We start from the raw sequence: 26,079 nt of genomic DNA, 5'->3' as shown, positions 1-26,079 counted from the left end.
ATATTCCGATCCCGCTGCTATACTCTGCGCCGATTTTCCTGTTCTTTAACATCCAGTGAGAGAGACCGATGCATCCGATGCTGACCATCGCCGTGCGCGCAGCGCGCAAGGCGGGTAATGTAATTGCCAAACACTACGAAACCCCAGACTCCGTAGAAACCAGCCAGAAAGGCAGCAATGATTTCGTGACTAACGTCGATAAAGCCGCAGAAGCGATTATTATCGAAACGATCCGCAAATCTTACCCGCAGCACACCATCATCACCGAAGAAAGCGGTGAACATGAAGGTACCGATCAGGATGTTCAATGGGTTATCGATCCACTGGATGGCACCACCAACTTCGTCAAACGCCTGCCACACTTCTCTGTGTCTATCGCAGTACGCATTAAAGGCCGTACTGAAGTCGCCGTGGTTTACGATCCAATGCGTAACGAACTGTTCACCGCTACCCGCGGTCAGGGCGCACAGCTGAACGGCTACCGTCTGCGCTGCAGCAATGCACGCGATCTGGATGGCACCATCCTGGCGACCGGCTTCCCGTTCAAGGCGAAGCAGCACGCAACCACCTATATGAATATCCTGGGCAAACTGTTCACCGAATGCGCGGACTTCCGTCGCACCGGCTCTGCTGCACTGGATCTGGCCTACGTTGCGACCGGCCGCGTTGACGGTTACTTCGAGCTGTCTCTGAAGCCGTGGGACTTCGCGGCGGGCGAGCTGATCGCACGTGAAGCGGGCGCGATTGTTTGCGACTTCACCGGCGGCCACAACTACATGACCACCGGCAACATCGTGGCAGGTAACCCACGCGTTGTGAAAGCCATGCTGGCCAACATGCGTGACGAACTGAGCGATGCGCTGAAGCGTTAATCCCGGTAATCCCCTCTCCCCCAGGGAGAGGGTTAGGGTGCGGGCATCAGACCGCACCCGATTAAAAAGGCCGCAATCCCCTCCCCAACGGCACCGCACTCATCCACATCGTTACTGCAGCCACAAGCAAAATCACCCCACCTGCCAGCGCAAGCGTGGTCCACCCGACCTGTCGCCACAGCACCGGCGTTCTATTGCCACTGAGTTTTACCGCCAGTTGACGGAAGCTGTGTACCAGTAACGCCAGCGAAGAAATCGTTAATGACGTGCCCGCCGCCATCGCCAGCGCCGAGAGCATTCCCCAGCCGAACACGCCAATCACCTTACTGAACAGCAGTACCATGATCGCCCCCGAACACGGTCGCATGCCCATCGAGAGAACGATCATCAACCGCGCCCGCCAGTCGTCGCCGTTCTGCAACTGTTCCTGCGTCGGCAGATGCTGGTGCCCGCAGCCGCAGTTTTCATCGTGAATATGATGCGGCGTAAAGGTTTTGAATTTCGGTTTTTGCAGCAGCACGCGCAGTTTTTTCAACGCCCGCCAGCAGAGGATTAGCCCCAGCACGCCGACCAGCGCGTAACTCCCCTTCTCCAGCCAGAAGCTGCTCATATGCAGTTGACGTGCCGGGAGCTGCAGAAGTGAAAGCACAATCACCACCAGCGCAATCGCTACGCCCCCCTGAAGCAAAGAGGAAGCCAGCGTCAGGCCAATGCTTGATTTCAGTTTTGAAGGATGCGTCGCCAGCCAGGTGGTGATCACAATCTTGCCGTGCCCCGGCCCTAGCGCATGTAACACGCCATAGAAAAAGCTAAACGCCAGCAGGGAGCCGCCCGCTCTGGTCGGATTATCCGCCACCGCCTTCAGCAACCCGCTCATCTGCTGGTTGACTTCCCGCTGCCAGATGATGCTTTTCATCATCACCTGCGGCCAGGCGTACCACAGCCACAACGAGCCGCAAACGGCTAACAGTAAAAAGAGCGCCAGCGGCCAGAGGTGAAGCCAGCGGCGTGATTTTCGGACCGGCGAGGAGATCACTGACATTGCAACGTCACCTGTTGTGCAAACTGTTTACCCAATTCCATATCCTCTGGCGGCGCATCTGCTTTATCGAGAGAGACCGCAAAGTTCAGCATCTCTTCGCTGGGTTTCGGCGTGTGTATGGCAATCTTGCAGGTTTTTTGCAGGGCTGTCGGCAGCGTGACGTCGCTGTCCCCGGCGTAACTCATATCGACATAATACGTCGGATCAAACGTGGAAAACGTATATGTCTGCCCCGCCAGCGGTTGAGGATGTGCCAGCGGCAGGATAAACGTCAGCACCGCCTGATGACCATCGCGGGACATGCCGTATTCTGTGGGGCGATTGAGGAACTTCACTTTTTGCCCGTTATGCCAGAACTCGGTGAAGTAGTGCTGGCCCAGCACGTTCGCCATCACTTCTGCTGCCAGCTTTTTCCAGATCTCGTCGCCGGGCTTCGCGTTTCCCGCGTCATAGAGCAGGTCTGCAGAGGTGATTTCATCCATCGTCCAGCGCATTTTCAGCCCGCTAAGCTGCGTCCCGTCCGTTACCAGCTCGGTTTTCAGGCTGATAAAACTGTGAGGATGTGCGCTGGCAGTGAAGGTGAAAACCGCCAAAAATAACGCCATCGCGCTGTGTTTAACTATTTGCATCAATTCCTCACGTCAAAAATTCTGTGATGTTCGCCAGCAATCCTGATTGAAAGGCCTGCCGGTGCGCTTTTCAGCATCCATCCTTTAGCTATTCTTATCAAACATTCACACTGGATACCCGACAGATGATGACGACGCTTGAAATTCCATCTGTGCTTTCCAGTTCGCAGCGCCGCTGCCAGGTGCTTTTGATGCTTTACCTGCCCGAAGCTGCCGTCACCGCACAGAGCATTATCGCTGCCAATGGCGTGGACGACGCCATGGCACGGCAAGATATAGCCGAGACGCGCGATGAAATCCAGCGCTATCACCGGCTCGACATCGTTACGCACCCCGACGGTTGCTACCGAATTGAAGGCTCGGCCCTCAATCAGCGCTTATGCCTGCTGCACTGGCTGCGCAGAGCGCTCCGGCTGTGCCCGCAGTTTGTTTCGCATCAGTTTACCCCCGCGTTAAAAACCGCGCTTAAACGGTACGGTATTGCGCGCACGCTTTATGACGATACCAACCTGAGGGCGTTGATCAACTTCTGCTCGCGCAAACTTCAGCGCCAGTTTGAGTGTCGCGACATCCTGTTCTTACAGCTGTATCTGCAATATTGTCTGCTCCAACACCATCAGGGCAATACGCCGCAATTTACCCACGTTCAGCGCAACTGGGCGCAGTCGAGGGGCGAATATTTTACGGCACAGGAAATCGTGCGCCACTGGAAGCGGCGCGTCCCGCAGGCTCCCCACGCCGATGAACAACTGTTTCTGGCCATCCTGTTTATGATGCTGCGCACGCCCGACCCTGTGCTGGATAAACACCAGCAGGATCAGCGCTTGCGCCGGGCCATTGTGCGCATGGTTGCCCGCTTTCGGGCGCAAACGGGGATGAACTTTAGCGATGAGCAAGGGCTGACCGATCAGCTATATATCCATCTCGCTCAGGCGCTGGACCGCTCGCTGTTTGACATCGGCATCGACAACAGCCTGCCGGAAGAGATCCATCGCCTCTATCCGCGACTGTTGCGCACCTCGAAAGAGGCGCTATTTGAACTGGAAGCGGAGTTTGGGCTGCGTTTCTCTGACGAAGAGATGAGCCTGGTGGCCGTGATTTTTGGTGCCTGGCTAATGCAGGAAACCGACCTGCATGAAAAGCAGGTGGTGTTACTGACGGGAGAAGACAAAGCGTGTGAAGCGTTGATTGAGCAGCAGCTACGGGAACTGACGCTACTGCCGCTCAACATCCGCTATCTGACGCTGGAGACCTTCCAGAAAGAAGGGGCTCCGCGCGAGGCTGCGCTGGTCATTACGCCATACGCCACCATTTTGCCCCTGTTCTCGCCGCCGCTCATTCACGCCGTTGAGACACTGAATGCGCAGCAGCAGGAACATATCCGCGCGATGCTGGAAACGTAGTTACGCGCGGGCGGCTACTTTAGGGCGAACGATCATTGCCGGAAGCGCAACCAGTGCCATTACCCAGAACACACCGTGGCCCAGGTGCTGGTAGAGGAAGCCCGCAAAAACCGTCATTACCGCAATACTGCCACCCATCGCGACGGCGGAATAAACCGCCTGCAGGCGGATCACCTCTCCCCCTTCACGCGCCGAGATATAACGCATCGCCGCCAGGTGACACACGGTGAAGGTGCCGCAGTGGAGGATTTGCGCCACGATCAGCCACGGGAGTTCAGTGGTCCAGCCCATAATGCCCCAGCGCACCACGCCACACACGGCGGAAAGCAGTAACAAATCGCGCGCACCAAAGCGGCGGAACAGCTTTTTGCTCAGCGCGAAGATGATGACCTCAGCGACCACGCCAAGCGACCACAGGTAACCGACTGCAGAGGCGGAGTATCCCGCCCCCTGCCAGTAAATCGCGCTAAAACCATAATACGCCGCATGTGCTCCCTGCAGCAGGCAGACGCACGCCAGAAAACGCCAGCTTTGCGCCACCAGAGAACGCCATGCTGGCCAGCCTGCGCTTTCGTGATGGCGGCTTTCGCCCTGCGGCATCACCGATGGTCGTAGCAACATCCCCAGCAGCATGGAAGCAATCCCGATACTCAGTAGCGCAAGGATGGCATGATAATCGTAGAGACTGACCAGTTTCCCCACCAGCGCAGAACCGATGACAAAGGCAATCGATCCCCACAGGCGCACGCGGCCATAATCCATCGTAATCTGCTTTTGCCACGTGTTCGCCAGTGCGTCCGTCAACGGAACCAGCGGCGAGAAGAACAGGTTGAAGCCGACCATGACGACCATCAGCCAGGCAAACTGATGGCTCACCCAGAAGCAGGCGACAAAGACCAGGGTCAGCAGCGCCAGAATACGCACGGCTTTAATCAATAAGGAAGGATCGCTGACGCGTGGTGCGATGAGCAGGCTGCCCAGGAAGCGCGCCACAAGTCCTGCACCCAGCAGCACGCCGATGGTTTCCGGCGTCAGGCCAACCCCTTTGAGCCAGACGCTCCAGAAAGGCAGAAAAATACCGTAGCTAAAAAAGTAGGTGAAATAGCTGAGCGCCAGCCAGCGCGTGGAATGCAAGACCATGAATCCCTCCCGATATGGAGGCGATAGTCTGGCGGTAAACGTTGGGTGACGCAAGTCTCAAATTAACAATAAATTAACATTTTTCTGCCGATGAATTGACCCTAATTGTCATCGAAAAATGCGTTTTATCTCCCTGAGAAAGCATCACTAAACCAGGTTGTCCCGGCATGTGGTGGGCGTTCACCGGGTGGCTTTGCGGCTCCAGACAGAGGAATGGCTGACCCGACATTCTGAACAGCATCAACCAGGGAGTTTGCGACGAAAGTGTGATTTTCATCTCATTATTTCGTAAGTGTGCCCGCCCGCTCCAGCCGGAATAACAGACATTCAGCCACGCATCACGTCCAAACTGGGGAGCATGAAAACTGGCGTGAGCCGGTAATTTCCCTTGCCACGCTAGCGGTAAATGGTTTTCCCCTTCCGGCCAGTAGCCGCTGGCGCTGAACTGCACGCTGTTTCCGGTTTCAAAAAAGAACCAGGGGTGGAATCCCAGCCCGTATAACATCGGCTCAGGACCACAATGGGTGAGCGTCAGGCTGGCATGAAGCGCATTATCGAGAAGCTGATAATGCAATTGCGCCAGGTAATTAAACCCGCAGGGATCAACGCTGCGTAACTGCAGTACGCATCCGGTGGCGGAACGGGAAGTAACCTGCCATTGTTTGAACCATCCGTCGCCATGCAGATAAAAAGTGGCATCACGTGGACTTTGGGGTAACGCCACCTCTCGCCCTTGCAGCAAAAATCGATTTCCGGCGACCCGGTTTGCCAGAGGCAGCATCGGGAACAGCGATGGCTGGTTGTCCGGAGCCTGCAGAACAGGAAGGCTAAAGCGCGTCGAGAACAGCTGCTCAATCGCTCCGCCATGTGGATCAACACGCATCCGAAGATGCGCGTTTTCCAGAGTAAAAGCCTGCACCATCAATGGGCCTGCTCTTGCTTAGCACCGTGCGCCACACCGTGCCGTTGTGCCAGCTGAGTTTCAAGTGCTTCCAAAGTGACACCTTTTGTTTCCGGTACATTTCGCAGAATGTAGATAAAGCCCATCGCGCAGATGATGCCGTACAGCAGGAAGCTGCCCGCCGCACCCAGCCCGGCATTCAGCAGCGGGAAGGTATAGGTCAGCAGGAAACAGGCGATCCACAGCGCCAGGGTCCCGAGCGAAATAGCCATGCCGCGCACGCGGTTGGGGAAAATCTCGGAGAGAAGCACCCAGGTCACTGGTGCCAGCGTCAGGGCATAAATGGCAATAGCGGCGAGCACCAGTACCAGTACCGGCCAGCCCATGATCCCCAGCGCATAGGCTGTAGCAATCAGCACGTAGATAACTGTGAGGCCACTCGCGCCCAGCAGCATCAGCTTGCGGCGGCCAAGTTTATCCACCAGCGGTAATGCCGCGACGGTAAATACCAGGTTAATAATGCCGGTGGCTACGATCGATTTCAGCGTTCCGTTGATATCAAATCCGGCGGAGGCAAATATCTCCTGCGCGTAGTTGAAGATAACGTTGATTCCACACCATTGCTGGAATACCGCCAGCACCATCCCAATGATGACGATGGGCTTAATCTGCGGGGCCAGTAATGCTGAGTAAGAGACCTTATTGTTGTCTTTCACCAGCGTCTGGGCTATCTCCTTCAGGGTCTGACTGGCATAGGAAGCCGAGCCAATACGTTCAAGGGTGTCGCGGGCACGCTCTGGTTTGCCTGCTTTCATCAGCCAGCGCGGCGATTCAGGAACCAGGAACATCAGCACCAGGAAGACCACGGCGGGCAGTAGCTCTGCGCCAAACATCCATCGCCAGCCCATCTGACCATTCCAGGTGTTGAGGATGGTGTTCTGCGTCGCGCCGCTGGCAACAGGATCGGCAATCATCAGATTAACCAGCTGTGCCGCCAGAACCCCAATCACGATGGTCAGTTGGTTCACGGCAACGAAGCGTCCGCGCTTTTCCGCCGGGCTGACTTCAGCGATATAGAGTGGACTCAACGCCGACGCCAGACCAATCCCCACCCCACCAACAATGCGGTAGATAACGAACATATCGAAATTGCTTGCCAGCGCCGTCCCCAGCGCCGAGGCGCTGAAAAGAATGGCTGAGAGAATAAGTGGGATTTTTCGCCCGTAACGATCGGCACACCAGCCCGAAATCAGCGCACCGAAGACGCACCCGGCCAGGGCAGAACTCATCGCCCAGCCTGACTGCGCAGGATCGGTAATCGAGAAATACGCTTCATAAAACGGCTTCGCGCCGCCAATCACTACCCAGTCGTAACCAAATAATAATCCACCGCAGGCCGCCACCAGACAGATCGTCCAGACGTAGCCCATTTTGAGATGTGTCTGCGCGTTATTCATGTTGATTCCTCTATAAGGGAAACGCAGGGAACAGTAGGATTTGGGCGGAAAATCCCGCCCGGTTCAGGCTCAGGCAAAGATGCCGCATCGCTGCGCGTGTAAAATGAGATGCGCTTTATCATGAGCAGGATTTATTGTCAGAAGTTGCTGCATCGCCCTTTGACTTGCCAGGGCGTCGCCCAGCCCCAAATGCCCCAGCGCCTCAATAAACAGGCAGTGCTGCTGGTGCTGCAGCGTCGCAGGCGTATCAAGAACCACCAGATCCGGAAGCGATACGGCAAAGAAATCGGCTTCGGGAATAGCGTTGCGGTGATGCTCAACCCATTCCAGGAAGCGGCGGAAGTGCTGTTCTGCCTCGGTCGCGCGACCGCCAGCACGAAGCGCCATACCCTGCCAGAAGAGATAGTCAGCGGGCTGATCGTTATAATAGCGACCCGCGTCCAGCGTCACGCCGCCGCGCGATGCGTGCTGGAAGTGCAGTTGTGCCTGCTGCAATTCGCCTTTCTGCGCCGCACAGAAACCCAGTAGATAGCGAATGTCATTATCCGTCTGTCCCGGCAGACGCCCTTCTCCCAGGTTGTGCGGATAATGGAGCGCCTCCTCCAGCAGGCGCGTGGCCGTAGTGATGTTATTCTCCACGATGGCCTCTAACGCCCGGTGCATTTGGTTGAGCAGGTATTGACCAGTGACCTTACCCTCCCCCCCTTCCCAGGGATGGAACTGCCGGGTCTGCAAAATGTTCGCGGCGGCGGCATAATTTCCCTGGCTATTCCACAGGCTCAACAGCTCCGCCGTGAGATCATCACGGCGCAGAACGACCTGCTGGCGAGCGTCAAGCACGCTCAGGCGCTCGCTGGCCGCCGTGGCCGTTAGCTTCCTGAGATAATCCAGTTCAAAGAGAAAACGCGCATTCTCCGGCTCTGCGTCAACAGCCCGTTGCAGGCAGGCCATTCCGGTCGCCGCGTCGTGCTGTTTATTCCAGGCGTAGATCCCGAGCAGTCGGTACGCAGGGGCATAGTCCGGCAGTTGCGCTATGGTCTTATGCCAGCATGAAACGGCCTCGCTATACCGCCGTTTGCTGTACCAGAAACAGCCGAGCAGATACCCCGCAAACGCATCATCTTTAAGGGTTTCCAGCATCTGAAGTTCATCAAGCGTATTGGGGAAACGGACATGCCGGACGTGGCAACGCTGCGCTGTGCTCAGCAAGGCCTGACGCGTGTCGGCCTGATCGGTGAGTGACGCTTGCCATAACAACGGAATGGTCTCCTGGCAGCCCAGCAATTTCAGTGCTTTCAGGGCAGCCTCTTTGCGTCCCAGAGAGACCAGCCACCCGGCCAGCATGCTGGCGTTGATCCCACGACGCCCGGTGACCTGCAGCAGCGCCTCCTCTGAAGCGGTATCCTGTGCGATAAGCCAGCGGGCGCAGTGCAGCGGATAGCTCAATGGGTAATGCGTCAGACTTTGAGTGATAAAGTCGAGCGCCTCTTCCTGTTGACCACACTCGGAGAGAGCCAGTGCCTTAAGCCCCATTGCCAGATGGTTGGTCCCGTTCACCTGCAGGCTAACGCTAACTTTTTCAAGCGCCTCTTTGGCATCGCCTCGTTTCATCGCCAGACGCGCCAGCGCCCAGAATGCAGCATCACGACAGTTGCCGCTCCAGGAGGCTTTAAAGAAGTTGTCCCATGCGCCCGCCTCATCTCCCTGCCGCTCAAGCGACGCGGCCAGCAGCATACTGGCCTCACCGTCACGCGGATTTTTATTCAGCTGATGAGCACGCATCAGCGCGGCGCGGGCGCACTGTTCCGCCTGCGTCCAGTCGGCGGCGTTAAACGCCAGCGTGCCCAGAGCAACGTTGTTGCGATAATCGTGTGGATCGAGCTCTACCGCACGGCGGTAATAGTCCGCCGCAAAACGGCTTGCATGGTTGTACTGTTCCAGATGCTGACCAATAAAATAGAGCTCATCCGCGTTAGCGATCTCTTCCGGCATTGCCGGGGCACGAGCAGGATCGGGTAACACCGTTTCCTGCGCCTCATGCTCCTGGTAGTGCAGCAACGTCCGGCCCTCAGCGGTCTTAACCGTCATGGTTAAGCGCTGCGGATAGCTATCCGGCAAGTGTTGTTGCCAGCTCTCCCCCGGCGACAGCGTCAGAGAGGTTTCAAAGATCGGCTGCTGGTCGGTACTCACCTGAACCAGAATGTTGTCCAGCGGCGCGATGGCGTAGATCCCCAGTTGCAGCTGTTGCGACGCTCTTACCAGCTTCATTGCCAGCTGAGTGCTGGCGTTTTGCACCATCCCCAGCTCGCTGTAGGGAAGGAAGTTCTGAACGAAGACCTTCTCCTCTAACGGGGCGAGCCAGGTAAAATCCGGCTGGTTATCGGTGAACACGCCGGTCATCAGTTCGATATAGGGGCCATTGTCGTCGGTCAGGTTGCGATCCCACGCCTGACCAAAATCATCGTAACCCCAGCTCCACTGCTTTTTGCCCGGCGAAACGTGGTGATCGGCAACGTGCAGCAAACCGCCTCGTTCATCATGATGGTAGGCCCCGACAAAATCGTATTCCGATTTCTCTGCCATGTAGGAGGTGGGAACGGGTACATTCCTGTAACGCGAAATATCGACCCCAGCCGAGTAGTCCACCTTGTAGTAGGTGCCAGTGGCAATAGGGAAAGCGGAGACATCACGTTTGCCATGATCGAACACCGCCGTGACATCCGGCGGGAAGACGCTCTGATGCGCATCACCGCCTTTCACTGCCGGATTAGCCCACCACAGGAAATGGCGCGGGGTCGCGTTGCCGTTAAAGACTTTACCGGTGATTTCGATAAGCGCGCGGTCGGGGTAAAGCGTAAACCCGGTCATGACCTGCAATCCGCGCATCGGCTCCACCTCGCCCAACCAGACGGTTTGCGCGCCGTTTTCACCCGCCTGAAGGGTAAAATCAACGGGCTTAAAGGTGGTCGGGCGATGGTGCTGCGGCCAGTTAAATTCAATTCCGCCGGAGATCCACGGCCCGAGCAGCCCCACCAGTGCGGGTTTAACCACTTCGTTGTAATAAACGAAATCGCGCTGCTTCACTTTATCGTAAGCGCGATGAATACGACCACCCAGTTCGGGTAGTAGCATCACGCGAATGAAATCATTCTCCAGCCATACCGCCTGGTAGTCGCGCATTTCGCGCTCCCCGGTCAGCGTGTCAATGACGCCGTAAGGGTAGACCGCACCTGAAGAGCCCTGATAGACACGCTTCTCCAGAAACATGGGATTAGGATCTTCAGCGCCTGTCGTCCACGTAGGAAGTGTTACCGTTTCTTGCCATACCTTAACTAAGCCGTGCATGCCGCTCTCCACTAAATGAAATAGAGTAAAAACTGGAATGCATCGAGTTTATAGCGTGAATTTGCTGTTAAAATGCGCACCGTTCACGCAATACAGTTAAGGGAGTTAAGTATATGTTGCGACCAGGTTTAAATAACGCACGGGTTCGTCAGGCCAATAAGGTGATCTTTCTGTCGCATCTGTGGCGTGAAAAACAGCTGAGTAAATCGCGCCTGGCGCAGCTAACGGGGCTTTCGATCCCGGCGGTGAGCAACATTCTTGAAGAGCTGCTTGATGAGGGGCGAATCAGCCATTCAGCAAAAAAATTGAGCGCGCGCGGTCTCAACAGTGGCAGCTATCAGATCCCCGAGCAGGGCGCATGGACGCTCTGCATGACCGTCTCCCCCACCAGCATTGAGTGCCAGCTTGCGGATGCCCGCCTGCTGGCAGTGGGCGAACTTCAGCATATCGCCATCCACGCCCCCGACCCGCAGGCGCTGCTCAGTGCGATAGCAAACTGCTGGCGGCAGTACAACAAACGCTATCCGGAGCAGCACATTAACCTGGCGCTGGGCGTACACGGGCAGGTCGACCCGGTCACCGGCGTCTCGCAAACCATGCCGCAGGCACAGTGGAAAGCCCCGGTGGAAATGAAATACTTGCTGGAAGAGCAGTTAAAAATCCAGGTCAGGATAGATAATGACTGCGTGATGCTGGCGCTGGCAGAAAAGTGGCAAAATCGTGGGGCGGATCAGGATTTTTGCGTCATCAACGTCGACTACGGCATTGGCTCATCTTTTGTGATTAACGATCAGATTTATCGCGGTAACCTTTACGGGAGCGGGCAGATTGGCCACACCATTGTAAACCCGGACGGTATCGCCTGTGACTGTGGTCGATACGGTTGCCTTGAAACCATTGCCTCGCTGAGCGCCCTGAAAAAGCAGGCTCGCGTCTGGTTGAAAACACAGCCTGGCGCTGATTTCTCACCGGATCAACTCACCACCCGTGCGCTGATCCACGCCTGGCATCAGGGAGATATTCGGGTTCAGGCATGGGTAGAAAATGCGGCAAATGCGATCGGTCTGAGTCTGTATAATTTTCTGAATATCCTGAATATTAATCAGATATGGCTTTACGGGCGCAGCTGTGCATTTGGTGAAAGGTGGCTTAATGCCATCACGCAGCAGACCGGGTTTAACCCTTTCGACAAAAACGATGGTCCAGGGATCAAAGCAACGCATATCAGTTTTGGGCAACTCAGCCGCGCACAGCAAATTCTGGGGATTGGTTATTTATATGTGGAATCACAGCTAAGCGAATCATGACGCGCATTTTTATGAAGAAAAGCTGAATGGCAGGCTGCCGGTTTGTGTATTAGTTTTAAAGCAGATCCCACCCAAAAAAGAGCCTGCTATGAACACGCTACGTTATTTTGATTTCGGCTCCTCTCGTGCTTTCCTGTTGTTAATTGCCCGCATCGCCATCGTGGTCCTGTTTATTATTTTTGGTTATCCGAAACTGACGGGCTTTAGCGGCACCGTACAGTACATGGCGTCGCTTGGCGCGCCTGTGCCCACGCTGGCCGCCATTATTGCAGTGGTGATGGAGGTGCCCGCCGCGATTCTGATCATCCTCGGCTTTTTCACCCGCCCTCTTGCCGTGCTCTTCATTTTTTATACTCTGGGAACCGCAGTGATAGGGCACCATTACTGGGATATGACCGGTGATGCAGTCGTGCCGAATATGATTAACTTCTATAAAAATGTCAGTATTGCCGGTGCATTTCTATTGCTGGCAATTGTCGGGCCGGGGGCACTATCGCTTGACCGACGTTAGCCCATAAAAAAGGCCGCAAGCGCGGCCTTTTTTATTCCTGCAAAGCAGAGGAATTAAGCGTATACCGGGAAGCGTGCGCAGATATCCAGCACTTTACCTTTGACCTGCTCAATAACCGCTTCGTCATTGATGTTGTCCAGAACGTCACACATCCAGCCTGCCAGCTCTTTCACTTCCGCTTCTTTGAAGCCGCGGCGAGTCACAGCCGGAGAACCGATACGGATACCGGAGGTCACGAACGGGCTCTTCGGATCGTTTGGCACGCTGTTTTTGTTCACGGTGATGTTGGCGCGGCCCAGGGCAGCGTCAGCTTCTTTACCGGTCAGGTTTTTATCAACCAGATCCAGCAGGAACAGGTGGTTTTCAGTACCGCCAGACACCACTTTGTAGCCACGGTTCAGGAACACGTCCACCATCGCTTTGGCGTTTTTGGCAACCTGCTGCTGGTAAACCTTGAACTCTGGCTCCATCGCTTCTTTCAGCGCCACAGCTTTTGCCGCGATAACGTGCATCAGCGGGCCGCCCTGCGCGCTTGGGAACACGGCGGAGTTCAGTTTTTTGTACAGCTCTTCATCACCGCCTTTCGCCAGGATCAGACCACCGCGTGGACCCGCCAGGGTTTTGTGGGTGGTGGTGGTCACAACGTGAGCGTGTGGAACCGGGTTCGGGTAAACGCCTGCGGCAATCAGGCCCGCAACGTGCGCCATATCAACGAACAGATACGCACCGATGCTGTCTGCGATTTCACGCATTTTTGCCCAGTCAACGATACCGGAGTAAGCAGAGAAACCACCGATGATCATCTTCGGCTTGTGCTCTTTGGCCTGCTTCGCCATATCTTCGTAGTCAATTTTACCTGACTCATCAATACCGTAAGGGATGATGTTATACAGTTTGCCGGAGAAGTTGACCGGGGAGCCGTGCGTCAGGTGGCCACCCTGCGCCAGGTTCATACCCAGAACGGTATCGCCCGGCTGCAACAGCGCGGTGTAGACCGCAAAGTTAGCCTGAGAGCCAGAGTGCGGCTGCACGTTAGCGTAGTCAGCGCCAAACAGTTCTTTTGCGCGGTCAATCGCCAACTGTTCAACGATATCAACATATTCGCAACCGCCGTAGTAGCGCTTGCCCGGATAACCTTCAGCATATTTGTTGGTCAGCTGAGAACCCTGCGCCTGCATCACGCGCGGGCTGGTGTAGTTCTCGGAGGCGATCAGTTCAATGTGCTCTTCCTGACGTACTTTTTCCTGCTCCATAGCCTGCCACAGTTCGGCATCATAATCGGCAATGTTCATTTCACGCTTTAACATCCGCATCTCCTGACTCAGCTAACAATAAAATTTTGCCCTGAAAAGGCAGTCCTGTTGGACAACGCGCAACAGTATAACTGATTAGTTCTGCGATAACAGGTCTTGACAAACGATTTTACGCAAACGTTTACCTACGCGCCACGCAAGGGTTTGAGGAATAAAGCACTCGCCCTTTTCAACGGATTTCTTTTCAGGTTTGTGATGCATATTTTTCACGATGCAAAGAACCATTTACAACACAGGGGTATTTTTTATAAGATGCATTTAAAATACATCATTAAAGTAACATCTGAAGGAAGCTGCTATGTTAGACGCTCAAACCATCGCTACCGTGAAAGCCACTATCCCCCTGCTGGTTGAAACGGGTCCAAAACTCACCGCCCACTTTTACGATCGCATGTTCACGCATAACCCGGAGCTCAAAGAGATTTTCAACATGAGCAACCAGCGTAACGGCGATCAGCGCGAAGCCCTGTTCAACGCTATCGCGGCCTATGCCAGCAATATTGAAAACCTGGCGGCGCTGCTGCCTGCGGTAGAAAAAATTGCGCAAAAACATACCAGCTTCCAGATAAAGCCTGAGCAGTACAACATTGTGGGCGGCCACCTGCTCGCGACGCTGGATGAGATGTTCAGCCCTGGTCAGGAGGTGCTGGACGCCTGGGGTAAAGCCTACGGCGTGCTGGCCAACGTATTTATCAACCGTGAAGCGCAGATCTACAGCGAGAACGCCAGCAAGAATGGCGGCTGGGAAGGCACTCGCGCATTCCGTATCGTTGAGAAAACGCCACGCAGCGCGCTGATTACCAGCTTTGAGTTTGAGCCGGTCGACGGTCAGCCCGTCGCAGATTATCAGCCTGGTCAGTATCTGGGTGTGTGGCTGAAGCCGGAAGGATTCCCGCACCAGGAGATCCGTCAGTATTCCCTGACCCGCAAGCCAAACGGTAAAGGCTATCGCATTGCGGTGAAACGCGAGGACGGCGGTCAGGTCTCTACCTGGCTGCATAACGAGGCCAGCGTGGGTGATGTGGTGCATCTGGCTGCACCAGCGGGTGACTTCTTCATGGCTGTCGAAGCGAATACGCCAGTCACGCTGATCTCCGCCGGTGTCGGTCAAACGCCAATGCTGGCGATGCTGGATACGCTGGCAAAATCAAACCACAGCGCGCAGGTAAACTGGTTCCACGCTGCTGAAAACGGTGATGTTCACGCGTTTGCGGATGAGGTGAAAACGCTGGCGGCAGGTCTGCCACGCTTTACAGCGCATACCTGGTATCGTCAGCCAACCGAAGCCGACCGCGCAGCGGTTCGTTTTGACAGCGAAGGTCTGATGAATTTAAGCCAGCATGAAGGGGCGTTCAGCGCGCCGGAGATGCAGTTCTACGTTTGTGGACCGGTGGCGTTTATGCAGTATGCCGCGAAGCAGCTGGTTGAGCTGGGCGTAAATAAGGACCACATTCATTACGAATGTTTCGGCCCGCATAAGGTGCTGTAATCGCCCGGCGGCGCTTCGCTTGCACGGACCTACGAAGGGTTTTTCAGGCCGGGTAAGCGCAGCGCCACCCGGCCTGAATGTTAAATCGCAGCGTCGTCTTCTTCGCCGGTACGGATACGGATCACGCGCGCCACGTCAAAGACGAAGATTTTACCGTCGCCAATTTTACCCGTCTGCGCCGTGCGGATAATGGTATCGACGCAGGTATCCACGATATCGTCGCTCACCACGATTTCAATTTTCACTTTCGGCAGAAAGTCCACCATGTACTCTGCGCCACGGTAAAGTTCAGTGTGGCCCTTCTGACGACCAAAACCTTTCACTTCCGTCACTGTCATCCCGGTGATCCCGACTTCTGCCAGCGCTTCACGTACATCATCCAGTTTGAAAGGTTTAATAATCGCATCAATTTTTTTCATGGTGGGTCCTTAAACTCTTGCCAGTAAGCTGCTTCGTAATCGGTTGCTCACAGTACCATACGGCATTACTCTTTAAAATCGTTTGCTTCCAGCTCATGGCGTGACAGCAGTTTGTAAAACTCGGTACGGTTGCGTCCGGCCATACGCGCCGCGTGCGTCACGTTGCCTTTGGTGATCTGCAATAGCTTGCGCAGATAGTTAAGTTCGAACTGGTTTCGCGCTTCGGCAAAGGTGGGTAAAGCCGTGTTTTCCCCTTCCAGCGCCTGCTCCACCAGCGCATCGCTGATAACTGGCGACGAGGTCAGGGCCACGCACTGCTCAATGACGTTCACCAGCTGGCGCACGTTGCCCGGCCAGCTTGCCGTCATCAGCCGTTTCATCGCATCGGTGGAAAACGCACGCACAAACGGTTTGTGACGATCCGCGGACTGGCGCAGCAGATGATTCGCCAGCAGCGGGATATCTTCCGCGCGCTCGGCCAGCGCCGGGATTTTCAGGTTTACGACGTTCAGACGGTAGTAGAGATCTTCGCGGAACTCGTTGCGTGCCATCACCTTCGGTAAATCACGATGGGTGGCGGAAATAATACGCACGTTAATATCGATATCTCGGTTGCTGCCAAGCGGGCGCACTTTTCGCTCCTGCAGAACGCGTAGCAGTTTGACCTGCAACGGCGCAGGCATGTCGCCAATCTCGTCCAGGAACAGCGTGCCGCCTTCCGCCGCCTGGAACAGCCCTTCCCGGCTGCTCACCGCGCCGGTAAAGGCACCGCGGGCATGACCAAACAGTTCTGACTCCAGCAATTGCTCCGGCAGTGCGCCGCAGTTAATGGCGATAAACGCATTTTTGCTGCGCGGGCTGGCGTTGTGGATCGCCTGAGCGAGAATTTCTTTCCCGGTCCCGCTCTGGCCGTTAATCAACACGCTGACGTCAGATTGCGCAACCATCCGCGCCTGCTCAAGCAGACGTAGCATTATCGGGCTGCGGGTAACAATAGATTCACGCCACGCGTCATCACCGGAAGGCGCAGCATGTTCAAGTGCGCTATCAATCGCCTTATAGAGTGCGTCTTTATCGACCGGCTTGGTCAGGAAGCTGAAAACCCCCTGCTGGGTTGCGGCGACTGCATCCGGGATCGACCCGTGAGCCGTCAGGATAATCACCGGCATGCCAGGCTGCTGTTTCTGGATCTCCGTGAACAGCTGCATCCCGTCCATTTCGTCCATCCGCAAGTCGCTGATCACGAGGTCGATCTTCTCGCGGGAAAGCACTTTCAGCCCTTCCTGCCCGCTTTCGGCGGTCACCACACTGTAGCCTTCGCTGACCAGGCGCATCCCTAACAGTTTGAGCAATCCGGGATCGTCATCCACCAGTAAGAGGTGAGCAGGTTTGCGGCTTGTCATGGCTTCACATCCTCTTGTTTCTGCGTCTCGCTGTCCGGCGTCGTGGCAGGATTGCCTTTCGATCCGTCAGGAAGATAATTGCCTGCCGGTTTACGTGTCGAGAGCTGTCTTTCAATATCGGTCAGGTTTTCAAGTTTGCGCGTTGTGGTATCAAGCTGGGTGCGCAGATACTCCTGCTGCTGACGAAGCGTGGCCAGTTCGCTGTCGGCTGACTGCTGCAGCTTGCTGTAACGGGAGCGTTCTTCGGAGAGCTGCAACTGTAACGCCTGGCCGTCCCGCCAGAGTTGATACACCGGGCGCACCTGCGCAGGAATGTTTGTACTGAACGTGTCCAGACGCGTGGTATTTGTACGACGTTCAACCGGGGTGATTTTGGCATCGGCCAGCAAAATGGCGCGTTTAAAGGTATCCTGCCAGGTATCCTCTCCCCACATCGTTGCCTGCGCCCTGGCCTCAACGGGAGCCAGACGTTGCGCGCAATCGATGCCACGCAGCCAGAACAGCGGGTTGGTTTCTACCTCATGTCCTGATAAATGCCAGATACCCTCACAGGGGGTGGTAAGAAAATCCGCCAGCTGATTTTCAGGCCATTTTTCTTCTTGTTTTTCGCTGATTGCACTCCTGGGCGCATGGGTAACACACCCTGCCAGAAGTAAGCATGACAGGCTCAGGCGTACGTTATTGCTGGAAAACACCGCGCGCACTGCGCGGAAAAAGACGTGTGACATACTCACCAGACATAGATTCATTTTATTGATTTTTCCGGCTCAAGAGGCAGTTCGATACGAAAGCACACATCCGAACGATCGTCACGGGTGATGTTAAGCTCACCCTGCATGCGTCGTATGCAGTCGCGGGCAATGCTCAGCCCCAGACCACTTCCTTTTACCGCACCTTTTCGCTGATGACTGCCCTGGAAAAAAGGCTCAAAAATCATCGCTTTTTCATCATCCGGAATCGGGGTGCCCGTATTTGCAACGTCAATAAACACCCGAGAACCATTCGTATAACTTCGGATATAAATGTTACCGGATTCAGTACCATAGTGCACCGCATTGGAATAAAGATTATCCAGAACGCTCATCAACAGCATCGGTTCTGCAAGACAAGCGGGCTCATTAAGTTCCACGTCGGTATGCATCATTTTAGCTCTTGCTGGCAGGCTATGGGCGGAGATCACCATATCCACCAGCGGCTCAATCTCCACCTTTTCCAGCACTACCGCACCATCCGCCAGCTTACGGTTGTAATCAAGCAGTTGCTCGATCAGCTTTTGCAAATTGCGGCTGCTGGCATCCAGAATGTCAACAATCTCTTTTTGTTCAGACGTCAGCGGCCCCGCCACTTCATCTGCCAGCAGTTCCGTGCCTTCGCGCATACTGGCGAGCGGCGTTTTGAGTTCGTGGGAGATATGACGCAGGAACTGATGACGCTGTGACTCCAGCCATGCCAGACGCTCGGAAAGCCAGATAATGCGCTGGCCGACAGAACGCAGCTCGCGCGGGCCTTTGAACACCACCGTGTCACCGAGGGACTTCCCCTCGCCCAGACGATTAATCATCCGCTGAATGCCCTTCACCGGGCCGATGATCATGCGGGTAAACAGCAGCACCAGCGCCAGACTGACCAGAAACAGCACCAGCGCCTGCCAGCCAAAGAACTGGCCGCGCTCGGCTATTTCCTGCTGTAGCTGTTGCCCACGAGAGAAAATCACCGTGCGTGTCGACTGAACCATTTCCGTATTGGCATTTGCAAAGGCTTCAAGACGGGCGGCGGCCGCCGCATCCGGGCCGCTATTTTTACACTGAAGCTGAGCCAGATCGTTCAGATCCTGACGCAGCGCCTGATACAGTTTATCGTCCGGCAAAACGCCGGCATGGGCATCAAGCATTTCGCTGTAGCGCTTACGCTGGTTCTGGTACACCTTCTCCAGCGTGCGGTCATCCAGTACGCAATACTGGCGATAGCTACGCTCCATCTCCAGCGCAGCGTTGGTCATCGCTTCACTACGTCTGGCGTCAATGAGCGTGGTGCGGTTAGTCAGTGCCGCCTGAGCACTGAGCGCATTCAGGCTTTGCCATGCCTGCCATGCCAGTACCAGCAAAGGCAGCAGGATGAGCAGGAATGCCATCATAACAAGCTGTCGCAGGGAGCGAGGAAAAACAGGCCAGCGTTTCAACACATTACTCTCTTAATGTAGGTGAGATGAGAGCGTAACTGAGTCTGCCCTTCAGATACAACAAAGCCGGGTAAAAACCCGGCTTTGTTGTGGAATGAGGCGGTGCCTAACTCGACGTTTCGCCCTGGCCTGATAAAGCATCGCTATGATCAGTAGTTGGACGGCAGGCACCTTTTTGTGCGTCATTCGAAGTTTATGTAGCACGTCCCGAAGGGGCTGACATAAGAAGGTGAATGAGCCACTGGTTAATATTATGCAACAGGCGTGCCAAAATGCAAAACACAATATTAACACATTGAAATATAATACTTTTACTGGTTTAACCTATTAATTGTGCGCTGAATGATTTTCAGGCTAAGTGTCGCTGTTAAGCAACACCTTAACGGGAACCTGTCCTGCCATATATAAATCAATAAGTTAAATGTCTCCTTTTAGAGACACCCAAACCAGAGGATTGTCGCGATTTTGCGACAGGCACAAAAAAGCCCGGTGGCGCTCACGCTTACCGGGCCTACAAGGGTTATGGTGCTACAACTTAACCCAGTTGTTTACGCGCGTTGCGGAAAATGCGCATCCACGGGCTGTCCTCGCCCCAGTTTTCCGGGTGCCAGGAGTTGCTTACGGTACGGAACACACGTTCCGGGTGCGGCATCATGATGGTTGCACGACCGCTTTCGCTGGTCACCGCAGTGATACCGTTCACCGAACCGTTCGGGTTAGCCGGATAGGTTTCCGTGACCTTGCCGAAGTTATCAACAAAGCGCAGCGCCACCAGACCTTTGCTTTCAAGCTGCGCCAGATGCGCTGCATCACGTACTTCAACCTGCCCTTCACCGTGGGAAACGGCGATTGGCATTTGAGAACCCACCATGCCCTGCAGCAGCAGAGACGGGCTTTGCGTCACTTCCACCAGGCTGAAACGTGCTTCAAAGCGGTCAGACTGGTTACGCACAAAGCGCGGCCAGGCTTCACTGCCAGGGATCAGCTCACGCAGGTTAGACATCATCTGGCAGCCGTTACACACGCCCAGCGCCAGGGTTTGTGGGCGATGGAAGAAGGTTTCGAACTCGTCGCGCACGCGGCTGTTAAACAGAATGGATTTCGCCCAGCCTTCACCCGCGCCCAGCACGTCGCCGTAAGAGAAACCACCGCAGGCCACCAGCGCCTGGAAATCGCCCAGACCGGTACGCCCTGCCAGCAGGTCGCTCATGTGAACGTCAATGGCATCAAAGCCCGCACGGTGGAAGGCGGCCGCCATCTCAACGTGAGAGTTAACGCCCTGCTCACGCAGTACGGCCACTTTCGGACGCGCACCGGTCGCAATGTACGGTGCAGCGATATCTTCGTTGATGTCGAAGGAGAGCTTCACGTTCAGGCCAGGATCGTTATCGTTGGCCTTCGCATCGTGCTCCTGATCGGCACATTCCGGGTTATCACGCAGGCGCTGCATCTGCCAGGTGGTTTCTGCCCACCACATACGCAGCGTGGTGCGGCTTTCGCTGAACACCGCGTGGCCGTCTGCTTCAATCATGAAGCGATCGCCCTGAACGGCTTTACCCAGATAGTGAACGCAGTCAGCCAGACCATGCTTCGCAAGGATCGCTTCAACCGCATCGCGATCTGCCGCACGCACCTGAATCACTGCGCCCAGCTCTTCGTTAAACAGCGCCGCCAGACGATCGTCGCCCAGGCTGGCAATGTTCGCTTCCACACCACAGTGGCCAGTGAAGGCCATCTCTGCCAGCGTGACCAGCAGACCGCCGTCAGAACGGTCATGGTAGGCCAGCAGCTTACGCTGCGCCACCAGAGCCTGAATCGCATCGTAGAAGCCTTTCAACTGCGCCACGTCGCGCACGTCTGCTGGTTTGTCGCCCAGTTGACGGTAAACCTGCGCCAGTGCGGTGGCACCAAGCGCATTGTTGCCTTTACCCAGGTCAATCAGCAGCAGGGCGTTATCTTCGGTCGCAAGCTGTGGCGTGATGGTGTGACGCACGTCTTCCACACGCGCAAACGCGGTGATCACCAGCGATAGCGGAGAGGTCATTTCGCGCTGCTCGTTACCTTCCTGCCAGCGGGTTTTCATCGACATGGAGTCTTTGCCCACCGGAATGGTCAGGCCAAGCGCAGGACACAATTCTTCACCCACCGCTTTGACGGCTTCGTACAGGCCCGCATCTTCACCAGGATGCCCGGCTGCGGCCATCCAGTTGGCGGAAAGTTTGATACGTTTGATATCGCCAATCTGCGTCGCGGCAATGTTGGTCAGCGCTTCACCCACCGCCAGACGGGCAGAGGCCGCGAAGTCCAGCAGCGCTACCGGAGTACGTTCGCCCAGCGCCATCGCTTCGCCATAGTAGCTGTCGAGGCTCGCAGTGGTCACGGCGCAGTTAGCCACCGGGATCTGCCACGGGCCAACCATCTGATCGCGCGATACCATACCAGTCACGGTCCGGTCGCCGATGGTCACGAGGAAAGTTTTCTCTGCCACCGCAGGCAGGTGCAGTACGCGATTAACGGCTTCCGCAACGGTAATGCCCTGGCGATCCAGCGCTTTACCCGCCGCTTTACGGGTTTGCACGTCGCGGGTCATCTTCGGCGTTTTGCCCAGCAGGACGTCCAGCGGCAGATCGATCGGCTGGTTGTCGAAGTGAGTGTCGCTTAAGGAGAGGTGTTGTTCTTCGGTGGCTTCACCGATGACGGCATACGGCGCGCGCTCGCGGCGGCACAGCTCGTCAAACAGCGGAAGCTGATCCGCAGCAACCGCCAGCACGTAGCGCTCCTGAGATTCGTTACACCAGATTTCCAGCGGGCTCATGCCTGGCTCATCGCTCAGGATGTCGCGCAGATTGAAACGACCGCCACGGCCACCGTCGCTCACCAGCTCCGGCATGGCGTTGGACAGGCCACCCGCGCCCACGTCGTGGATGAAAAGGATCGGGTTGGCATCGCCCAGTTGCCAGCAGCGGTCAATCACTTCCTGGCAACGACGTTCCATCTCGGGGTTGTCGCGCTGAACGGAAGCAAAATCGAGATCCGCGTCAGACTGGCCGGACGCCATAGAGGAAGCGGCACCGCCGCCCAGACCGATATTCATCGCCGGGCCACCCAGTACGATCAGCTTCGCGCCGACGACGATCTCGCCTTTCTGCACGTGATCGGCACGGATGTTGCCGATCCCACCCGCGAGCATGATCGGTTTGTGGTAGCCGCGCAGCTCTTCGCCGTTGTGGCTGTCCACTTTCTCTTCGTAGGTACGGAAGTAACCGTTCAGCGCAGGGCGACCAAATTCGTTGTTGAACGCTGCGCCGCCCAGCGGGCCTTCGGTCATAATATCCAGCGCAGTCACAATGCGTTCTGGCTTACCGAAATCCTCTTCCCACGGCTGTTCAAAACCAGGAATACGCAGGTTGGATACCGAGAAACCCACCAGACCCGCTTTCGGTTTCGCGCCACGCCCGGTTGCCCCTTCGTCACGGATTTCACCACCGGAACCGGTCGCCGCCCCCGGCCACGGGGAGATCGCCGTCGGGTGGTTGTGGGTTTCAACCTTCATCAGGATATGCGCAGGCTCCTGGTGGAAGTCATAGCGCCCTGCTTCGCGATCGGCGAAGAAGCGGCCCACCTCAGAACCTTCCATCACCGCGGCATTGTCTTTATAGGCAGACAACACGTGGTCAGGGGTTTGTTCCATGGTGTTTTTGATCATTTTGAACAGCGACTTCGGCTGCTGTTCACCGTCGATGATCCAGTCGGCGTTGAAAATCTTATGACGGCAGTGCTCGGAGTTGGCCTGCGCGAACATATAAAGCTCGATGTCGTTCGGGTTACGGTTGAGCTTAACGAACGCGTCCTGAAGGTAGTCGATTTCATCTTCTGCGAGTGCCAGGCCGAGACGCAGGTTGGCGTCAATCAGCGCCTGACGGCCCTGCCCCAGCAGGTCCACGCTCTGTACCGGCGCAGGCTGGTGGTGAGAGAAGAGTTTCTGCGCATCGTCCAGAGAGGCAAACACGCTCTCCATCATGCGATCGTGCAGTTCAGCCGCAACGGCCTGCCACTGTTCTTCGGTCAGCGTGGAGGCTTCCACGTAGTACGCCACGCCGCGCTCCAGACGGTTAATCTGGTTCAGACCGCAGTTATGGGCAATGTCGGTGGCTTTGGAAGACCAGGGGGAGATGGTGCCAGGGCGAGGCGTGGCAAGAATCAGTTTACCGGTCGGCGTATGGCTGCTCAGGCTTGGGCCGTATTTGAGCAGGCGCTCCAGCTGTACGCGTTCCTCTGCATTCAGGGGAGCATTCAGGTCAGCAAAATGGACATACTCAGCGTAAATATTGCTTACCGGAAGGTCGGCAGCCTGAAAACGTGCCAGCAGTTTGTTAATACGGAAGGCAGACAGTGCAGGCGAACCACGCAGAATTTCCATCATAAGTCTCTCGTCTTCGAAGCGCCGGGGCGCTTACAGTGTGCGCAAGGGGGGAAAACGGGCGTCATTATAGAGAATCCTGAGCGCCGACGAAACCGTTTGCGTCGAAATAAAATCGACGTTTACCTTTAACAATAGATGTGACCTGTCTCTCTAATTGGTTGCCAACTGGCGCAAGTTTGCGCAAAATGCCGCTCATTCAATGGCAAACCTTATTCTTATCATGGCTACAGCACACTGAGGCAACCGGCGTCGCAGAGAATTAACTAATTGAAAAAATTAAAGATTAATTATCTGCTCATCGGCATTGTTACGTTGCTGTTGGCAGTGGCCCTCTGGCCTTCAATCCCCTGGTTCGGCAAAGCCGAAAACCGTATCGCCGCCATTCAGGAGCGGGGGGAGTTGCGTGTCAGTACCCTCAGCTCCCCGCTTATCTACAGTGATATTAACGGCAAAACCATCGGTCTGGATTATGAACTGGCCCAGCAGTTTGCCGACTACCTCGGCGTGAAGCTAAAAGTAACCGTGCGTCAGAACATCAGCCAGTTGTTTGATGACCTGGATAATAACGATGCCGATATTCTTGCCGCCGGGCTGGTGTACAACAGCGAACGGAGCAAGAACTATCAACCAGGCCCGACCTATTACTCCGTTTCGCAGCAACTGGTGTATCGCGTCGGGAGCCTGCGCCCGCGCTCGCTTGCCGCAATTACCGATCAGCAATTAACCATCGCCCCTGGCCATGTGGTGATTGACGACCTGCGCGAGTTGAAGGAGAAGAAATACCCGGATCTCAGTTGGACGGTAGATCCCAGACTCGGCACCAACGCGTTGCTGGAGCAGGTGAAGGACAAGAAGCTGCCCTACACCATTGCCGATTCGGTGGCGATTAGTCTTTTTCAGCGTGTTCACCCTGAAATCGCCGTGGCGCTGGATGTCACCGATGAACAACCGGTCACCTGGTTTACCCAGTCAGATAACGATCAGACCGTCTCTGCGGCGATGCTCGATTTCTTTAACACCATCAATGAAGACGGCACGCTGGCGCGTCTGGAAGAGAAATATCTCGGCCACGGTGACGACTTCGATTACGTCGATACCCGCAGCTTCCTGCGCGCGGTAGATAGCGTACTGCCTGACCTTCAGCCCTTGTTCGAGAAATACGCCCGACAGATTGACTGGCGGCTGCTGGCGGCTATCTCGTATCAGGAATCGCACTGGGACACCCAGGCCACGTCGCCCACTGGCGTGCGTGGATTGATGATGTTGACCAAAAATACCGCGCTGAGTCTGGGCGTTAACGACCGAACCGATGCGGAGCAAAGCATCAGCGGTGGCGCTCAATATCTGCAGGATATGATGGCAAAAGTCCCGGAAACGGTGCCGGAAGAAGAACGGATTTGGTTTGCGCTGGCGGCTTACAACCTGGGTTATGCGCATATGCTGGATGCGCGCGCATTGACCGCAAAGACGAAAGGCAACCCGGACAGCTGGTCAGACGTAAAACAGCGCCTGCCACTGTTGAGCCAGAAGCCGTGGTACAACAAACTGACCTACGGCTATGCGCGCGGGCATGAAGCCTACGCCTACGTGGAGAATATTCGTAAATATCAGATTAGCCTGGTCGGATATCTGCTGGAGAAGGAAAAAAAGGCGGCTGAGGCAAAACAGCTGGCGCAGAGCTACCCGGTGGTGGCTCCCGAAGAGGTTAATCGTCCTGCAGCTTCAATTCTGCCTTTTGTTGCTTTTTCTGCTGCCGGCGCATTCGAAAGAAGTCACTCAATAGACCCGAACACTCTGGTGCAAGTACCCCGCCGATAGTTTTCACCTGGTGATTCATGCCCGGATGACCGAGCACGTCCAGCAGTGAGCCTGCCGCACCGGTTTTTTCATCCCGCGCACCAAAGACCAGCGTACCAATCCGGCTGTGCACCATCGCGCCTGAGCACATCACGCAGGGTTCCAGCGTGACATACAGCGTGGTATCGAGCAGGCGATAGTTTTGCAGCACCAGCCCGCCCTGACGTAACGCCATGATTTCAGCATGTGCGGTAGGGTCGTGACGGCCAATCGGACGATTCCACCCTTCCCCAATCACCTGATTGTTATGGACCAGCACCGCGCCCACGGGCACTTCACCCTCATCCCAGGCGCGTTGAGCAAGCGTGAGCGCGTGGCGCATCCAGTATTCATGATTGAGTTCAGGGTTGGACAAGGGTTGGCACTCCAGTCGAAAAGCGGGCGGCATT

19 protein-coding genes are annotated in these 26,079 nt (G+C 55.8%); 6 read left to right on the top strand and 13 right to left on the bottom strand.

What is annotated here, in order from left to right; genetic code table 11:
* Nucleotides 1–68 precede the first annotated feature (68 nt).
* A complete protein-coding gene (suhB, locus tag ABGB15_RS06325) occupies nucleotides 69–872 on the top strand; it encodes an inositol-1-monophosphatase (RefSeq protein ID WP_028014077.1) in 804 nt (267 codons plus the stop codon).
* A gap of 61 nt (nucleotides 873–933) precedes the next feature.
* Here suhB and ABGB15_RS06320 read toward each other — a convergent pair whose 3' ends face one another.
* Nucleotides 934–1,914: a nickel/cobalt transporter gene (locus ABGB15_RS06320; protein WP_215723664.1), complete on the bottom strand. Its 981-nt coding sequence runs from the start codon at nucleotides 1,912–1,914 to the stop codon at nucleotides 934–936.
* On the bottom strand, nucleotides 1,905–2,543 hold the full coding sequence (locus ABGB15_RS06315) for a DUF1007 family protein (RefSeq protein WP_152081864.1): 639 nt from the start codon (nucleotides 2,541–2,543) through the stop codon (nucleotides 1,905–1,907). The genes ABGB15_RS06320 and ABGB15_RS06315 overlap by 10 nt, the downstream gene beginning before the upstream one ends.
* 125 nt (nucleotides 2,544–2,668) lie before the next feature.
* On the opposite strand from ABGB15_RS06315, the gene csiE reads away from it, so the two are divergent.
* Nucleotides 2,669–3,946 (top strand): stationary phase inducible protein CsiE, encoded by a 1,278-nt coding sequence (csiE, locus tag ABGB15_RS06310; RefSeq protein WP_152081865.1) that lies wholly within the window; start codon nucleotides 2,669–2,671, stop codon nucleotides 3,944–3,946.
* Here csiE and ABGB15_RS06305 read toward each other — a convergent pair whose 3' ends face one another.
* From ABGB15_RS06305 to ABGB15_RS06290, 4 genes are all read right to left on the bottom strand, one after another.
* A complete protein-coding gene (locus ABGB15_RS06305; RefSeq protein WP_152081866.1) occupies nucleotides 3,947–5,086 on the bottom strand; it encodes a 3-phenylpropionate MFS transporter in 1,140 nt (379 codons plus the stop codon).
* Nucleotides 5,087–5,159: 73 nt separating this feature from the next.
* Nucleotides 5,160–6,008, bottom strand: coding sequence for an aldose 1-epimerase (locus ABGB15_RS06300; RefSeq protein WP_215723665.1), 849 nt, complete (start codon nucleotides 6,006–6,008; stop codon nucleotides 5,160–5,162).
* Nucleotides 6,008–7,444: a sugar porter family MFS transporter gene (locus ABGB15_RS06295; protein WP_215723666.1), complete on the bottom strand. Its 1,437-nt coding sequence runs from the start codon at nucleotides 7,442–7,444 to the stop codon at nucleotides 6,008–6,010. Before ABGB15_RS06295 ends, ABGB15_RS06300 begins: the two co-directional genes overlap by 1 nt.
* Nucleotides 7,445–7,513: 69 nt before the next feature.
* Nucleotides 7,514–10,789: a DUF5107 domain-containing protein gene (locus ABGB15_RS06290; RefSeq protein WP_215723667.1), complete on the bottom strand. Its 3,276-nt coding sequence runs from the start codon at nucleotides 10,787–10,789 to the stop codon at nucleotides 7,514–7,516.
* Nucleotides 10,790–10,902: 113 nt separating this feature from the next.
* Here ABGB15_RS06290 and ABGB15_RS06285 point away from each other — a divergent pair, with 113 nt between their 5' ends.
* Nucleotides 10,903–12,096, top strand: coding sequence for an ROK family protein (locus tag ABGB15_RS06285; protein ID WP_369064146.1), 1,194 nt, complete (start codon nucleotides 10,903–10,905; stop codon nucleotides 12,094–12,096).
* A gap of 88 nt (nucleotides 12,097–12,184) precedes the next feature.
* The gene (locus tag ABGB15_RS06280; protein WP_215723669.1) at nucleotides 12,185–12,607 is read left to right on the top strand and encodes a DoxX family protein; all 423 of its coding nucleotides are present in this window, start codon (nucleotides 12,185–12,187) and stop codon (nucleotides 12,605–12,607) included.
* A 53-nt stretch (nucleotides 12,608–12,660) separates the two neighbouring features.
* Here ABGB15_RS06280 and glyA read toward each other — a convergent pair whose 3' ends face one another.
* On the bottom strand, nucleotides 12,661–13,914 hold the full coding sequence (gene glyA, locus ABGB15_RS06275; RefSeq protein ID WP_152081868.1) for a serine hydroxymethyltransferase: 1,254 nt from the start codon (nucleotides 13,912–13,914) through the stop codon (nucleotides 12,661–12,663).
* A gap of 304 nt (nucleotides 13,915–14,218) precedes the next feature.
* Between glyA and hmpA the strand changes: the two genes are divergently transcribed.
* Nucleotides 14,219–15,409: an NO-inducible flavohemoprotein gene (gene hmpA / locus ABGB15_RS06270; RefSeq protein ID WP_152081869.1), complete on the top strand. Its 1,191-nt coding sequence runs from the start codon at nucleotides 14,219–14,221 to the stop codon at nucleotides 15,407–15,409.
* Between the two features lie 80 nt (nucleotides 15,410–15,489).
* Here the strand turns inward: hmpA and glnB are convergent, their stop codons facing one another.
* The 5 genes from glnB to purL all read right to left on the bottom strand — a co-directional run bounded on the left by glnB (nucleotide 15,490) and on the right by purL (nucleotide 23,833).
* On the bottom strand, nucleotides 15,490–15,828 hold the full coding sequence (glnB, locus tag ABGB15_RS06265; RefSeq protein ID WP_003860685.1) for a nitrogen regulatory protein P-II: 339 nt from the start codon (nucleotides 15,826–15,828) through the stop codon (nucleotides 15,490–15,492).
* 65 nt (nucleotides 15,829–15,893) lie between these two features.
* On the bottom strand, nucleotides 15,894–17,231 hold the full coding sequence (gene glrR / locus ABGB15_RS06260) for a two-component system response regulator GlrR (RefSeq protein ID WP_215723670.1): 1,338 nt from the start codon (nucleotides 17,229–17,231) through the stop codon (nucleotides 15,894–15,896).
* Nucleotides 17,228–17,980 (bottom strand): two-component system QseEF-associated lipoprotein QseG, encoded by a 753-nt coding sequence (qseG, locus tag ABGB15_RS06255; protein ID WP_369064145.1) that lies wholly within the window; start codon nucleotides 17,978–17,980, stop codon nucleotides 17,228–17,230. Before qseG ends, glrR begins: the two co-directional genes overlap by 4 nt.
* Entirely contained in the window at nucleotides 17,977–19,410 is a 1,434-nt protein-coding gene (gene qseE / locus ABGB15_RS06250; RefSeq protein ID WP_167515558.1) for a two component system sensor histidine kinase QseE/GlrK, read from the bottom strand. The genes qseG and qseE overlap by 4 nt, the downstream gene beginning before the upstream one ends.
* 535 nt (nucleotides 19,411–19,945) lie before the next feature.
* A complete protein-coding gene (gene purL, locus ABGB15_RS06245) occupies nucleotides 19,946–23,833 on the bottom strand; it encodes a phosphoribosylformylglycinamidine synthase (RefSeq protein ID WP_215723671.1) in 3,888 nt (1,295 codons plus the stop codon).
* A 267-nt stretch (nucleotides 23,834–24,100) separates the two neighbouring features.
* On the opposite strand from purL, the gene mltF reads away from it, so the two are divergent.
* Nucleotides 24,101–25,651 carry a membrane-bound lytic murein transglycosylase MltF gene (mltF, locus tag ABGB15_RS06240; protein WP_152081875.1) on the top strand — a complete coding sequence of 517 codons (1,551 nt, stop codon included), beginning with the start codon at nucleotides 24,101–24,103 and terminating at the stop codon, nucleotides 25,649–25,651.
* On the opposite strand, the gene tadA is transcribed toward mltF, so the two are convergent.
* Nucleotides 25,539–26,045 carry a tRNA adenosine(34) deaminase TadA gene (tadA, locus tag ABGB15_RS06235; RefSeq protein WP_215723672.1) on the bottom strand — a complete coding sequence of 169 codons (507 nt, stop codon included), beginning with the start codon at nucleotides 26,043–26,045 and terminating at the stop codon, nucleotides 25,539–25,541. The genes mltF and tadA overlap by 113 nt on opposite strands.
* Nucleotides 26,046–26,079 lie beyond the last annotated feature (34 nt).

This window comes from Enterobacter sp. MALB-1, assembly GCF_041021625.1.
Classification (GTDB): Bacteria; Pseudomonadota; Gammaproteobacteria; order Enterobacterales; family Enterobacteriaceae; genus Enterobacter; species Enterobacter oligotrophicus.
Note: the sequence above shows the minus strand (reverse complement) of the source record. Positions and strands in the feature narration are given on the sequence as shown.

Coding starts and splice junctions, on each gene's coding strand:
- glyA (WP_152081868.1), bottom strand. CDS start 13,914: ATGTTAAAGCGTGAAATGAACATTGCCGATTATGATGCCGAACTGTGG.
- ABGB15_RS06315 (WP_152081864.1), bottom strand. CDS start 2,543: ATGCAAATAGTTAAACACAGCGCGATGGCGTTATTTTTGGCGGTTTTC.
- csiE (WP_152081865.1), top strand. CDS start 2,669: ATGATGACGACGCTTGAAATTCCATCTGTGCTTTCCAGTTCGCAGCGC.
- glnB (WP_003860685.1), bottom strand. CDS start 15,828: ATGAAAAAAATTGATGCGATTATTAAACCTTTCAAACTGGATGATGTA.
- qseG (WP_369064145.1), bottom strand. CDS start 17,980: ATGAATCTATGTCTGGTGAGTATGTCACACGTCTTTTTCCGCGCAGTG.
- hmpA (WP_152081869.1), top strand. CDS start 14,219: ATGTTAGACGCTCAAACCATCGCTACCGTGAAAGCCACTATCCCCCTG.
- ABGB15_RS06320 (WP_215723664.1), bottom strand. CDS start 1,914: ATGTCAGTGATCTCCTCGCCGGTCCGAAAATCACGCCGCTGGCTTCAC.
- ABGB15_RS06300 (WP_215723665.1), bottom strand. CDS start 6,008: ATGGTGCAGGCTTTTACTCTGGAAAACGCGCATCTTCGGATGCGTGTT.
- ABGB15_RS06295 (WP_215723666.1), bottom strand. CDS start 7,444: ATGAATAACGCGCAGACACATCTCAAAATGGGCTACGTCTGGACGATC.
- ABGB15_RS06305 (WP_152081866.1), bottom strand. CDS start 5,086: ATGGTCTTGCATTCCACGCGCTGGCTGGCGCTCAGCTATTTCACCTAC.
- suhB (WP_028014077.1), top strand. CDS start 69: ATGCATCCGATGCTGACCATCGCCGTGCGCGCAGCGCGCAAGGCGGGT.
- purL (WP_215723671.1), bottom strand. CDS start 23,833: ATGATGGAAATTCTGCGTGGTTCGCCTGCACTGTCTGCCTTCCGTATT.
- ABGB15_RS06285 (WP_369064146.1), top strand. CDS start 10,903: ATGTTGCGACCAGGTTTAAATAACGCACGGGTTCGTCAGGCCAATAAG.
- glrR (WP_215723670.1), bottom strand. CDS start 17,231: ATGACAAGCCGCAAACCTGCTCACCTCTTACTGGTGGATGACGATCCC.
- ABGB15_RS06290 (WP_215723667.1), bottom strand. CDS start 10,789: ATGCACGGCTTAGTTAAGGTATGGCAAGAAACGGTAACACTTCCTACG.
- ABGB15_RS06280 (WP_215723669.1), top strand. CDS start 12,185: ATGAACACGCTACGTTATTTTGATTTCGGCTCCTCTCGTGCTTTCCTG.